The sequence below is a fragment of the Facklamia sp. HMSC062C11 genome, assembly GCF_001810675.1.
GTDB classification, from domain to species: domain Bacteria; phylum Bacillota; class Bacilli; order Lactobacillales; family Aerococcaceae; genus Facklamia; species Facklamia hominis.
Map to the genome: position 1 here is coordinate 1 of NZ_KV802373.1, position 13,510 is coordinate 13,510.

The following is a 13,510-nucleotide window of genomic DNA, read 5'->3' on the forward strand; positions in this document are numbered from 1 at the left end:
GTATTTTTGAGACTTGTGTCACAGCCTCTCTTTTTCACCACTGAGGTTTTAAATATGCCAGGTAGGATTCGAACCTACGACCTACGGTTTAGAAGACCGTTGCTCTATCCAGCTGAGCTACTGGCACGTGACACATAACTCCTATATTGTAAACCCTAGTTAGATAAAAGTCAAGCAGACTTTTTATCTTGGCTCTTAGATTCAAAAATTAAAGAAGGGTGATGAAGACTGACTTAATTATATATAAATCATGAATTGAAATGGTAACAGGCTTATTTAAATTAGTACAGTTATTAAAACAGAATATCGATAAGTCACTATATTCCAATCGGTTAAATTGACTGTTTTTCATAGCTTGATACTTGCTATAGACAATTATTGGTGGTATTGTTAAGGGGTATAATAGGGAACAGTTTTTTCGGACTGTTTAATAAATTTTGAGAGGATTGTGGACAAATGGCACAAGCAAAAAAAGCAAATGTCAAAATCGAAGACTTACTTAAGTCAGACAACTTTGATTTTTCGACATTTCAAGTAATGAACGAAGAAGGCGAGATTGTCAATCCAGAAGTTGCAGCAACGATTAGTGATGAAGAGATGGTTGAATTTATGGAAAAAATGGTTTGGGCTCGTGAGCTTTTTAATCGTTCTACCGCTTTAAATCGCCAGGGCAGACTAGGGTTTTATGCACCAACGGCTGGTCAGGAAGCATCACAAATCGGTACTATCTTAGCGACAGAAAAAGAAGATTTTATTTTGCCAGGTTATCGGGATGTACCTCAATTAATTTTACATGGGTTACCACTTGAAAAAGCCTTTTTATGGTCAAAAGGGCACGTTGAAGGAAATAACTATCCAGAAGATTTAAAGGCTTTGCCCCCTCAAATTATCATTGGTGCGCAATATGTTCAAGCCGCTGGGGTTGCTTTAGGAATTAAGAAAAACAAACGTAAGGCGATTGCAATGACTTGGACAGGTGATGGTGGGTCTTCCCAAGGTGATTTCTATGAAGGGGTTAACTTTACAGGAGCCTTCAAAGCGCCTGCTGTTTTTGTCATTCAAAATAATGGTTGGGCGATTTCAACACCGCGCTCAAAACAAACAGCTGCACCAACCCTTGCTCAAAAAGCGGTAGCAGCAGGAATTCCAGGTGTTCAAGTAGATGGAATGGATATTCTAGCTGTGTATGCATTAACAAAGGCTGCCCGTGAATATGCGATTGCTGGTAATGGTCCAGTGTTGATCGAAACATTGTGCTATCGTTTTGGCCCTCATACCTTATCCGGAGATGATCCTAAACGTTATCAACCTGAAGGGGTTCAAGAAGAATGGCACGCTAAAGATCCTTTGATTCGTTTACGTAAGTATTTGACGGATAAAGGACTTTGGTCAGAAGAAAGAGAAACTGAAGTGATTGAAAAGACCAAGGAAGAAGTTAAGACTGCTATCAAAAAAGCGGATCAAGCACCAAAACAAAAGATTTCAGATTATCTCAAGAATATGTATGAGACACCTGATTTTGTGACGAAAGAACAGATTGAAGAATTCCAAGCAAAGGAGAATCAATAATATGGCTCAAATGACAATGATTAAGGCAATCACTGATGCCTTAGCCCATGAATTAAGAAATGATGACCGAACGCTCGTTTTTGGTGAAGATGTTGGTAAGAATGGTGGGGTCTTCCGTGCAACGGAAGGACTTCAAGAGGAGTTTGGTGAAGAGCGTGTCGTTGATACTCCTTTAGCTGAATCAGGAATTGCTGGTTTAGCCATTGGGTTAGCCTTAGAGGGTTTCCGCCCTATCCCAGAAATTCAATTTAATGGATTTGTGTTTGAAGCAATGGACTCAGTGGCTGGGCAAGCTGCTCGGACGCGCTATCGTATGGGTGGCACACGTCATTTACCTATCACCTTTAGAGCGCCTTTTGGTGGTGGAGTGCATACTCCAGAATTACATGCGGATTCCTTAGAAGGAATTTTAGCCCAAAATCCAGGTCTTAAAGTTGTAATTCCTTCTAATCCTTATGATGCTAAGGGACTTTTGATCTCTGCGATTCGTGATAATGATCCGGTATATTTCTTGGAGCATATGAAGCTATATCGTTCGTTTAGAGAAGAAGTTCCTGAAGAAGCTTATACCGTTGAAATCGGCAAAGCTAAAATTGTGGAAGAAGGAACAGATGTTACTTTAATTGCATATGGAGCCATGGTTCAAGAGGCACAAAAAGCAGCTAAACAACTTGCTAGTGAGGGTGTGTCAGCAGAAGTTCTTGATCTACGTACTATCCAACCTCTAGATATCGAAACTATTATTGCATCTGTTGAAAAAACGGGTAAAGTGGTGATGATTCAAGAGGCTCAACGTCAAGCAGGTATTGGCAATAAAGTCATTGCTGAAATTTCTGAACGAGCAATCTTATCATTGAAAGCACCGATTGGTTTTGTGGCAGCGCCAGATACAGTCTTTCCATTTGGCTTAGCTGAAAAAGATTGGATTCCTGATGCAAAGGATATCGTAGCGAAAGTAAAAGAACTTAATGAATTTTAGTCACATAGGTCAAGATGAATAAAGGAGACAAAGAGAATGGCATTCCAATTTAAGTTACCTGCTCTTGGAGAGGGCATTATGGAAGGTGAAATTGTTGCCTGGGACGTAAAAGAAGGCGATACAATTAATGAAGACGATACTCTTGTAGAGGTTCAAAATGATAAATCAGTTGAAGAACTACCTTCACCTGTTTCTGGTAAAGTGACTAAAATTTTAGTGCCTGCTGGTCAAGTAGCCAAGCTGGGACAAGTCATTGTGGAAATTGATGCTCCAGGACATGAGTCAGATGACAGTGAAGATGAAAGTACGCCGTCAACGGATCAAGAAACAAGCCAAGCATCGGCATCCAATGCCTACTTCCAATTTAAATTACCTGCCTTAGGTGAAGGAATTATGGAAGGTGAAATTGTTGCTTGGGATGTTAAAGAAGGTGATCAAATCAAGGAAGATGACACCTTAGTTGAAGTTCAAAATGATAAATCAGTTGAAGAATTACCATCTCCAGTATCAGGAACCATAAAAAAAATTCATGTACCAGCTGGTCAAGTTGCCAAATTGGGTCAAGTAATCGTTGAGATTGATTCTCCTGAACATAACGGATCTGCTCAAGATCAAGCACATGAGTTAGTTGCTAGCTTCGACGATGCGGATGCACCGGTTAACCATGTTCCTGAAGATCCTCGTCCAGCGGGACAAACTACCGGATCTACATCACAAGTTAGTCTATCTGAGGAAGAATTAAGTCAAAGACGTGTCTTGGCGATGCCTTCTGTACGTAAATTAGCGCGTGACAAAGGAATTGATATTCGTTTGATTGATGGTAGTGGTAAAAATGGTCGGATTACAGCCGAAGATGTTGAGAATTTCAATCCATCAGCTAGTCCAGCTAATTCCACAGTTGAGGAAGTCAGCAATAATGAATCTCGTCAAGCAGTGTCGACGGATATAAGTGGAGAATCATCAGCTTCTTCGACAAGCAAATCGACGAGTGCTTATCAATCCACTCAATCAGATCGTCAAGAGCGTGTGGCCCTATCAGGTAACCGTGTAGCAATTGCCCAAGCAATGGTTCAATCTAAACATACAGCACCTCATGTAACCTTGTTTGACGAAGTTGAAGTGTCAAAACTTTGGGAACATCGTAAGAAATATAAAGCTATCGCTGCAGAATCCAACATTAAATTAACCTTCCTTCCATATGTTGTAAAGGCTTTAATAGCAGCTTGCAAAAAATATCCAATAATAAATGCATCAATTGATGATGAAACTAATGAAATAGTTTACAAAAACTACTATAATATAGGTATTGCAACGGATACAGAACGTGGATTATATGTACCAAATATTAAAGATGCCAATACTAAGAATATGTTCCAGATTGCTCAAGAGATCGTTGACCTTTCTGCTAAAGCCCATGAAGGAAGTTTAGTCATGTCGGAAATGACAGAAGGAAGTATTACGATTTCAAATATTGGTTCTGCGGGTGGAAAATGGTTCAGCCCAATCATTAATCATCCAGAAGTGGCCATTCTTGGATTTGGAGCGATTGTTCAACAGCCAATCGTTAATGAAGAAGGTGAATTAGCGGTAGGTCGAGTATGTAAGCTATCTTTAAGTTTTGACCATCGAATTGTAGACGGTGCAACAGCGCAACGGGCACTGAATGAAGTGAAACGTTTCTTAGCTGACCCAGAATTATTATTAATGGAAGGATAGTGATTAAATGGTAGTCGGAGATTTCGCGGTAGAATTAGATACAGTTGTTATTGGAGCTGGTCCTGGTGGATATGTTGCAGCGATTCGTGCAGCACAATTAGGTCAAAAGGTAGCAATTGTTGAGAAAGAATATTTTGGAGGTGTGTGCTTAAATGTAGGATGTATTCCTTCAAAAGCATTGATTCAAGCAGCTCACACTTATCAATTAGCAAAACATCCAGAAACTTTTGGGATTACGACGAAAGATGTTGAAGTCGACTGGGAAAAAACTCAGGACTGGAAGCAAAATTCAGTTGTACAAAAAATGACTTCTGGTGTTGAAATGTTATTGAAAAAGAATAAGGTTGAAATCATCCGTGGTGAAGCATTCTTCTCCGATAAAGATACAATTCGTGTCGTTAATGGTGAAGAAGCTCAAACCTATACTTTCAATAATGCTATTTTAGCGACCGGTTCACGTCCTATTGAAATCAAGGGATTCCCATTCGGAGAACGCATTATCGATTCTACCGGCGGATTAAATCTTCCTCAAATTCCTAAAGATTTGGTAATTATTGGTGGAGGAATTATCGGATCTGAACTAGGGGCTGTTTATGCTAGCTTTGGAACTAAAGTAACGATTCTTGAAGGATCTAAACAATTTATCCCATCCTTTGAAAAGGATATGGCACGTTTAGTTGAGAAAGACTTCAAGAAAAAGGGTGCTGAAATCATCACTAAGGCTATGGCTAAAGGTGCTGAGGTTAAAGGCGACCGTGTCATTGTTACTTATGAGCATAAGGGCGAAGAAAAAACAGTTGAAGCTGACTACTGCATGGTTACAGTAGGGCGTCGTCCTAATACTGATCAAGCAAATCTTGATCTTGCTGGTATTGAAATAGATGAACATGGTAAAGTAAAAGTTGATAAACAAGGCCGGACATCCAATCCACATATCTTTGCGATTGGGGACATTGTTCCTGGTGCGATGTTAGCTCATAAAGCTTCCTTTGAAGGAAAGGTTGCAGCTGCAGCTATCTCTGGTCGTAAAGACGAAGTTGACTATAAAGCAATGCCATCGGTATGCTATACGGATCCTGAATTAGCAGAAGCTGGATATACTAAGGATTCAGCTAAAGAAGCTGGCTTAGATGTTAAAGTTACTAAATTCCCATTTGGTGGAAATGGTCGGGCTGTAGCAATGGATTCTTACGAAGGATTTGTGAGAATTGTTTCAACGAAGGAAGACAATGTAATCGTTGGTGCGCAAATTGCTGGACCAGGTGCGTCTGACTTATTAGCAGAATTAACGATGGCCATCGAAGCAGGTATGAATGCTGAAGATATCGCTTTAACCGTTCACCCACATCCAACCTTAACAGAAGCGATTATGGATTGTGCGGAAGCTGTTTTAGGGGAACCGATTCATATGTAATTTTTAATACATAGACCTCAATTTTAATCACTTCCCTGATAGTAGTAACCTCGTTAGAGGGAGCTATTATTGGGGGAGTTTTTAATGTTTATTGGCTGATTAAAGTTTTCTAAAAGCGATAATTTTGCGACATAGATCTATTAACGATTAAATTTCGATGAGGTAAGCGATTTTATTTAAAAAAAGTCATCTATTATGACTTTAAATGCGTTAAGATAGTAAGTGACTGTACAAGTATAGAAAGAAGGTCTAAATATGTCTTATGCTTATCCTTTAGATTCAGACTGGACTAAAGATGAAATTATAGCTGTTGTGGAACTTTATGCGGCGGTTGAACAAGCCTATGAGCAAGGAATTCAAGTGAAGCAATTTAAGGATAAGTACGCTGCTTTTAAGCGGGTAGTATCGACTATTGCCTTGGAAAAGACCTATGACCGAGCTTTTGAGAAGCTAACCCACTATTCGATTTATGCTTGTCGCAAGAAAGCGCAGGATCTAACGGATCAATCCTTATTGAAGATGCGTTAGGGGGCTAATTAGTGAATAATGAATTGCATCAAAAAGTATTAACCTGGTTAAAGACCGCCGGGAATTCATTGCTAGCTTCCCTAGAATCGGATTTAGAGGTGGAAGAAAAGACTTCCGCCAGTGATCTGGTGACTAGGATGGACAAAGAAGTAGAAGCGTATTTTTTTCGGGAAATAAAAGCCGCTTATCCGAATCATCAAGTGATTGGTGAAGAAGGTATAACTGAAGAAGTTAAGTCTACTCAAGGGACACTGTGGATCATCGATCCCATCGATGGGACACTTAATTATGTGAAACAGCATCGGTGCTTTGCAATTATGCTTGGCCTATATCATGATGGACAACCTATAGCAGGTTATATCTATGATGTTGCACAGGGTGAAATCTATCATGCCTGGGTCGGTCAGGGCGTTTATTTAAATGGACAGGCCTTAACACCTTTGCTGATTAATTCTTTATCGGAATCCTTAATTATTGGCAACCTAGTTAGTTTTATGACAAACTGGTCAAATAGCCAAGCGGTCTTTGAAAAAGCCCTGGGATTACGTTATTATGGATGTTCGGCTTATGGAATTATGGCAGTGATTCGAGGGGAAGCTGGACTTTATCTTTCAAGAGAGCTTAAACCCTGGGATTTTGCAGCTGGACTCGCTATTATGACAGCGATGGGTTATCCAGTGAGTCGACCTGATGGGAGATCATTAAATATTTTAGAAGCTAGTCCGGTTATTTTTGCTCATCCAAATATCTACCAAGAAGCTCTGCAGTTAATGAACTAATAGAAATCGAGGAAATAGAAATGAATTATAGAGAAGATATACGTAATATTGCTATCATCGCCCACGTTGACCATGGTAAAACAACTTTGGTGAACGAATTATTAAAACAATCGGATACCTTGGATGAACGTGCTCAAATTGCTGACCGTGCAATGGATTCGAATGCCATTGAACGGGAGAGAGGTATTACTATTCTAGCCAAAAACACGGCCGTTCAATATAAGGGAAAACGAATTAATATTTTAGATACACCCGGACACGCGGACTTTGGTGGTGAAGTTGAGCGTATCATGAAGATGGTAGATGGGGTTATTTTAGTGGTAGATGCTTATGAAGGAACAATGCCTCAAACCCGTTTTGTATTGAAAAAAGCACTAGAAGCTGGTAAACGTCCGATGGTAGTGGTTAATAAAATTGACAAACCAGCAGCTCGCCCTGAAGAGGTTGTGGATGAGGTTTTAGAATTATTAATCGAGTTGGGAGCAGATGATGATCAGTTAGAGTTTCCGGTAGTCTATGCTTCTGCAGTGAATGGAACATCGTCGAATTCATCCAATCCTGAGGATCAAGAACCGACGATGGATTATATTTTTGATGCGGTGTTGGATTATATTCCAGCTCCGGTCGATAATTCTGATGAACCACTTCAATGTCAAGTGACCATGTTAGATTATAATGAATTTGTAGGTCGTATTGGAATTGGTCGTGTATTCCGCGGTAAGATGAAAGTGGGCGATTCGGTAACGGTTATGAAGGTTGACGGATCGAAGAAAAACTTCCGTATTACGAAGTTATACGGTTTTCTAGGATTAAATCGTGTCGAAATCTCTGAAGCGTCTGCTGGCGATTTAATTGCGGTATCTGGGATGGATGATATCTATGTAGGTGAAACCATTGCAGCGGTGGATAGTCCAGAGGCTTTACCTCTTTTACATATTGATGAACCGACACTTGAAATGAACTTTTTAACCAATAATTCACCATTTGCTGGTCGAGAAGGCAAGTATGTGACAGCCCGTAATCTGGAAGATCGGTTGATGCGTGAGTTGCATACGGATGTTTCATTAAAAGTTATACCGACCGATTCACCAGATACATTTAAAGTTGCCGGTCGGGGAGAATTGCATCTATCAATTCTAATTGAAAATATGCGTCGGGAAGGTTATGAATTCCAAGTATCAAGACCACAAGTGATTGTTCGAGATATTGACGGTGTTAAGTGTGAACCTTTTGAACGGGTGCAAATTGATACACCTGAAGAGTATATGGGAAGTGTTATCGAGGCGATGGGTCATCGTCGTGGAGAAATGGCTGATATGGTTAACACGGGTAATCAACAAATGCGTCTTGTCTTTTCAGTCCCCTCTCGCGGTTTGATCGGATTTTCGACCGAATTTATGTCTTTAACTAGAGGTTACGGGATCTTAAACCATAGTTTCGATGAATACAAACCTTTTATTAACGCAGAAATTGGTCAACGTCGTAACGGAACACTAGTATCCATCGATAATGGAACAGCTACAACTTACTCCATTATGAATTTGGAGGACCGTGGAACAATTTTTGTTGAACCAGGGACGGAGGTTTATGCTGGAATGATCGTTGGTGAAAATAGCCGTGAAAATGATCTGACAGTTAATATCACTAAGGCTAAGAATTTAACCAATGTTCGCTCAGCAACAAAGGATCAAACAGCAGTGATTAAAACACCTCGCAAAATGACGCTTGAAGAATCCATTCAATTTATGGCAGATGATGAATATTGTGAAATCACTCCAGAAAACGTTCGTTTGCGTAAACGGATTTTAGATAAATCAATGCGGGCAAAAGCTAACAAAAATAAATAACTCAACTATTATGAAGCAGGTGAGCAAGTATGTTGACCTGCTTTTTTATTTGAGCAGATTTTTTGGTGCTATGGTCTAGTCATGATATCATATAAAAAAGGACCTAAAGGAGGAATTTATATGTCATTTAAATTACCAGAATTACCCTATGCTTATGATGCTTTAGAACCTGTGATTGATCAGGCAACCATGGAGTTTCACCATGATAAGCACCATCAAACATATGTGACAAATTTAAATAAGGCGATTGAAGGAACTAATCTTGAAAATCAATCGATCAAATCCATCATTGAGGATCTAGAGGCGGTTCCTGAATCAATTCGCATGGCTGTAAGAAATAATGGTGGTGGACATTTGAATCACACTTTATTCTGGGGAAGTCTTCAAGCACCTAAGGAAGATAATCAACCAACAGGTGACTTGGCTGAATCGATTAAGCGTGACTTTGGCTCCTTTGATGCATTTAAAGATGCGTTTGCAACAGCTGCGAAAGGTCAATTTGGTTCTGGTTGGGCATGGTTAGTCAAAGACGGCGATCAACTAAGTGTTCTAGCAACCCCTAACCAAGACAATCCATTGAGCCAAGGCAAGGCTCCTTTATTAGGAATTGATGTGTGGGAACATGCTTATTATTTGAATTATCAAAATAGACGAGCTGATTATGTTCAAGCCTTCTTTGAAATTATCAATTGGGATAAAATTGCTGAACGTTTTCACGAGGCCTAGTTTTTACCAATGAATGAGATCGAGGGCTTATAAGTTTATTCATAACTATTAACCTTTAGGGCTGTGGCATTCAATTGTCACAGCCCTTTAATGATGTCTATTTTAAATGGGATTTATTTATGTTCGTTTTTTAATAGAGGATTTGAAGGGCGTAATTATTAGTTAGTGCTTGGAGATTTACCCCAATTGTGTATACTTCTTGTATTAATATTTATTCGTTTGTGCTTTCTTTTTTTCTTACTTTCTCATATGCTATAATGAGTAGGAATATAGAAGGAGGGATCTGTGATTGAATCAACCTTTCCCCAACAAAATCGGTAGTACACATACACAGGATAAGACGACTAAGTCTCGTTTTCTTCAGAGATGGCATGAATATCGGCAGATGCTTGTTTTGATGGATCCGTGGATATTAGGAACGGTCTTAATATTACTTATCATTTCTTGTTTTTTAATTTTTTCTGCTAGCTTTAATTCAAGTCCCTTAACAGTATTGTTCAAGCAGCTTATGGCGATTATCGTAGGAATATTAATGAGTGTTTGCTTAATGTTTTTTCCTCAAAAGCTTTATCGTTCTGTTTTTTGGCAAAATGTCGCCCTAACTTTATTGGTCATTATGATTTTTTATGCGACTTATTTTGGTCATGAAGCGGGTGGCGCTTCATCCTGGATTGATCTTGGCTTCTTTAATTTACAGCCTTCAGAGCTTTTGAAAATTATGACTTTATTGCTGCTAGCTCGTCTAAGTGTTGAATTTAAGCGGACGTATTTATTGAAATATGAAAAATCTGTTTTTTGGCGTGGTTATTATTCTATATTGCTTTGGGGTTTATCTATTTTTCTTATTACAAGACAACCTGATTTTGGGACAGCTTTAATTATTTTTTTAGTTTTTATCGGTGTTTTAGCGATATATCATGCTCCCTATCAAAAGAATATCAAATGGGCACTGGTCTTTTTAGGTTTCTATTTGTTCGCCTACTGGTTTTTAGATCATTTTTCAGATCAATTGATTAAATTGAACGGTCATATTTTTCAACGGTTAGGTAGTTTTACGAATCCTTTCCGGTATCAATTAGAAGATGGCTTCCAGGTGGTTAAGTCTTATCAGGCTTTTGCTAATGGAGGGCTATTTGGTAAGGGTCTAGGGCAAGGAACAGTGAAGTTAGTCTTGCCAGCTGCACATACAGACTTTATTCTCGCTGTTGCTGCGGAAGAATTTGGTTTCGTCGGAGTAAGTGTGATTACCGGATTACTTTTCTTTTTAATGGCTTATTTACTTCGCTTATCGGCGACTTTAACGATAAGATTTAACCGGGTTTTTGTTTCAGGAGTAGCTTTATTAATTTTTATTCAGTCAATGATCAATATTGGTGGACTTACGGGATTAATTCCATTGACCGGTGTGACCCTGCCTTTTATCTCATCAGGTGGGACATCCATTATTACTAATTTATTATTAGTTGCTTTAGTACAGAAATTTTATGTTGAAGAGAGATACCAGCGTTTAAAAGCGCGACAAGGAGATAATCGGTTTTATATAGGAGGGATTAAACGTGACCTTTAAGAAGATAGAACGCCAGTCACTGATCGTCAGTTGCTATAGCTTACGTCAGTGGAAACAATTAAGGAAATTTGGAATCGTCCATTATGTTTCTCAACGATTAAAATATGTTGTATTGTATATTAATAAAGATCAAACAGATAAGATTTTACCCGCTATTGAACGGCTCAATTTTGTCAGAGAAGTTGAACTTTCTTATCGTGATGATATTGATATGACGTTTAAAAATGCCATTGCTAATCGGGTTGATCCCGATGTTCAAGAAAGAGTGGTAGAGGATCCTGAACGGACAGATTATCAAGAATTCTTTAAGGAAATCGCTGAGTCTATTGATCCAAAAAAATCTGATTCAAGAAAAACAAGCAAGGAATAGAAGTGGGGGATTTGATGCGCGTCGTAGGAGGTAACTATCGGTCTAGACCCTTAAAGGCGGTACCGGGGATGAATACTCGACCAACGACCGATAAGGTGAAGGAATCGATGTTCAATGTGTTAAGTCCTTATTTATCGAGTTGTCATCTTTGCTTGGATTTTTATGCCGGTTCTGGGGCTTTGGCGATTGAAGCCGTTTCTCGTGGAGTCGATCAAGCGGTTTTGTGTGAACAAAACCATATTGCGCTTAAAACTATAGAGGCAAATTTACTCATGACTCAAGAACTTAGTAAATTTCATTTGTTAAAAGGAAATAATCGTCAGGCTTTGAAGCGGTGGTTTAATGATACATCAAAAGTTTTTGATCTTGTTTTTCTAGATCCACCTTATAAGAAGGGCCGATATTTAGAAGACTTAAGATGGTTAAAGAAAGAATCGATGCTAGCTGATCAAGCCGTTATTCTTTGTGAATCGGATCAAGAACATCAATGGGATTCGGAAGTCGATGATTTTGAATGGGTAAAATCTAAAAAGTATGGGCAAAGCTATTTGAGTTTGTTAATTTATCGAGGAGATGAAGTTGAATGAAGAAAGCAATTTTTGCAGGTTCCTTTGACCCAATTACTTTGGGTCATCTCAATTTAATTGAACGAGCAACTCGTCTGTTTGATCAATTGATTCTAGTAATTGCTGTGAATCCATCTAAACAAACCCTCTTTAGCTTGCAAGAACGCCAAAAAATGGTTAAAAAAGTTATTCAAGGGTTGGATCATGTTTCCCTTGTGGTGATAGAAAATCAGTTATTGGTACAATATGCTCAACAAGTTGGTGCTAGATATATCATTCGAGGTATTCGCACAGTGGCTGATTTTGAGTATGAGCAAGCCATGTTTGCTATTAATCAAAGTCAAGCTAAAGAGATTGAAACACTTTATCTAATGGCTGATCCGACCTATCGATTTGTCTCATCTTCAGTGGTTAAAGAGATTGCCGCATATGGGGGAGATCTGTCTGAAATGGTTTTACCTCATATTGACCAAGCTTTAAAAGATAAATTTAAATAATTAGATTTTTAAAACGCAAATAGCTCCTTTGCTTGTATTTATTCATAGTAAATACTAGCAGAGGAGTTTTTTGGATGAATTATTTTCAAGAAGACTTAAAAGATAAGAAACACTGGTTCTTTCCAAGCCTTGCTGTATTCTTATTATTAATGATAGGCCTTATTGTTTTTCGTATCCTGCATCCTTCTTCCTCATCAAGTTTTGAGGAGGTATTATTACAAGAAAGATCGGAGCTAGAATCGTTAGTAACCACGGATGAAACAGAAATGCTAGAATCGACTAAGTCAGATCAAATCTATGTGGATCTAAAGGGCGAGGTGGTGAAAGAGGGGGTCTATGTGCTAGATCGTGGGGCTCGTTTATTTGATTTAATTGAGATGGCGGGTGGATTTACTGAGCAAGCGGCTAAAGATAGTCTAAATTTGGCCTTGTTGTTAGAGGATCAAAGTGTTGTTAAAGTATATAGTCTAGCTGAATGGGACTTGCTTCAATCAGAGGAAAGCAAGCAATCTGATTTAGCACTGTCTGGCTTATTCGGTGACTATCCATCTTCGTCGCTACAAAATTCAGACCAAGAAAGCGTAGTTAATATTAATCAAGCCGATCAGACTGAGTTAGAAACACTACCGAATATTGGTCCAAAAAAAGCTCAAGAGATTATTCAATATCGAGAAAATAATGGGTCTTTTCAATCGATTGAAGCGATTCAAAATGTATCTGGAATAGGACCTAAAACCTATGAATCCTTAAAAGATTTGATTACGGTGGGGTTTTAACATGTCTTTCCTTTCATCTTTACGCTTTCATTGGTGGTTCATTTTAATAGCCCAAGTCTTATTTTTGCTGAACATAATGAATCCCTATAACGGACTATATATTCTGCTTGCTGTAGTTTTGGCTTTTCGAATACTTTGTTTAAATAACAGGAAAGTTATTCTCATCATAGTATTTA

General features: G+C 38.7%; 13 protein-coding genes and 1 tRNA gene. 13 read left to right on the plus strand and 1 reads right to left on the minus strand.

The annotated features are described in order from the left end of the window. Positions 1-53: 53 nt before the first annotated feature. Positions 54-127: transfer RNA gene (locus HMPREF2758_RS00005), tRNA-Arg, on the minus strand. 329 nt (positions 128-456) lie between these two features. Here HMPREF2758_RS00005 and pdhA point away from each other — a divergent pair. The 13 genes from pdhA (at position 457) to HMPREF2758_RS00070 (ending at position 13,334) form a co-directional block, all read left to right on the plus strand. Further along, positions 457-1,569, plus strand: coding sequence for a pyruvate dehydrogenase (acetyl-transferring) E1 component subunit alpha (gene pdhA, locus HMPREF2758_RS00010; RefSeq protein ID WP_070608370.1), 1,113 nt, complete (start codon positions 457-459; stop codon positions 1,567-1,569). A 1-nt stretch (position 1,570) separates the two neighbouring features. Beyond that, complete coding sequence (locus HMPREF2758_RS00015) at positions 1,571-2,548, plus strand: alpha-ketoacid dehydrogenase subunit beta (RefSeq protein WP_070608372.1); 978 nt, start codon at positions 1,571-1,573, stop codon at positions 2,546-2,548. Positions 2,549-2,584: 36 nt separating this feature from the next. Continuing rightward, positions 2,585-4,264 carry a 2-oxo acid dehydrogenase subunit E2 gene (locus HMPREF2758_RS00020; RefSeq protein ID WP_070608374.1) on the plus strand — a complete coding sequence of 560 codons (1,680 nt, stop codon included), beginning with the start codon at positions 2,585-2,587 and terminating at the stop codon, positions 4,262-4,264. A 7-nt stretch (positions 4,265-4,271) separates the two neighbouring features. After that, positions 4,272-5,678: a dihydrolipoyl dehydrogenase gene (gene lpdA, locus HMPREF2758_RS00025; RefSeq protein ID WP_070608376.1), complete on the plus strand. Its 1,407-nt coding sequence runs from the start codon at positions 4,272-4,274 to the stop codon at positions 5,676-5,678. A gap of 255 nt (positions 5,679-5,933) precedes the next feature. Continuing rightward, positions 5,934-6,206 (plus strand): UPF0223 family protein, encoded by a 273-nt coding sequence (locus tag HMPREF2758_RS00030; RefSeq protein WP_070608378.1) that lies wholly within the window; start codon positions 5,934-5,936, stop codon positions 6,204-6,206. A gap of 11 nt (positions 6,207-6,217) precedes the next feature. Beyond that, positions 6,218-6,985 (plus strand): inositol monophosphatase family protein, encoded by a 768-nt coding sequence (locus HMPREF2758_RS00035; protein ID WP_070608380.1) that lies wholly within the window; start codon positions 6,218-6,220, stop codon positions 6,983-6,985. 20 nt (positions 6,986-7,005) lie between these two features. After that, a complete protein-coding gene (gene typA / locus HMPREF2758_RS00040) occupies positions 7,006-8,832 on the plus strand; it encodes a translational GTPase TypA (protein WP_006909005.1) in 1,827 nt (608 codons plus the stop codon). Positions 8,833-8,952: 120 nt separating this feature from the next. After that, the gene (locus tag HMPREF2758_RS00045) at positions 8,953-9,558 is read left to right on the plus strand and encodes a superoxide dismutase (RefSeq protein ID WP_006909006.1); all 606 of its coding nucleotides are present in this window, start codon (positions 8,953-8,955) and stop codon (positions 9,556-9,558) included. A 289-nt stretch (positions 9,559-9,847) separates the two neighbouring features. Beyond that, entirely contained in the window at positions 9,848-11,125 is a 1,278-nt protein-coding gene (locus HMPREF2758_RS00050) for an FtsW/RodA/SpoVE family cell cycle protein (RefSeq protein ID WP_006909007.1), read from the plus strand. Next, positions 11,115-11,495 (plus strand): YlbG family protein, encoded by a 381-nt coding sequence (locus HMPREF2758_RS00055; RefSeq protein ID WP_070608382.1) that lies wholly within the window; start codon positions 11,115-11,117, stop codon positions 11,493-11,495. Before HMPREF2758_RS00050 ends, HMPREF2758_RS00055 begins: the two co-directional genes overlap by 11 nt. Before the next feature lie 14 nt (positions 11,496-11,509). Beyond that, positions 11,510-12,082, plus strand: coding sequence for a 16S rRNA (guanine(966)-N(2))-methyltransferase RsmD (gene rsmD / locus HMPREF2758_RS00060; protein ID WP_070608384.1), 573 nt, complete (start codon positions 11,510-11,512; stop codon positions 12,080-12,082). Continuing rightward, positions 12,079-12,558: a pantetheine-phosphate adenylyltransferase gene (gene coaD / locus HMPREF2758_RS00065; protein ID WP_006909010.1), complete on the plus strand. Its 480-nt coding sequence runs from the start codon at positions 12,079-12,081 to the stop codon at positions 12,556-12,558. Before rsmD ends, coaD begins: the two co-directional genes overlap by 4 nt. Before the next feature lie 74 nt (positions 12,559-12,632). Continuing rightward, a complete protein-coding gene (locus HMPREF2758_RS00070) occupies positions 12,633-13,334 on the plus strand; it encodes a helix-hairpin-helix domain-containing protein (RefSeq protein ID WP_006909011.1) in 702 nt (233 codons plus the stop codon). The last annotated feature ends 176 nt before the right edge of the window (positions 13,335-13,510 follow it).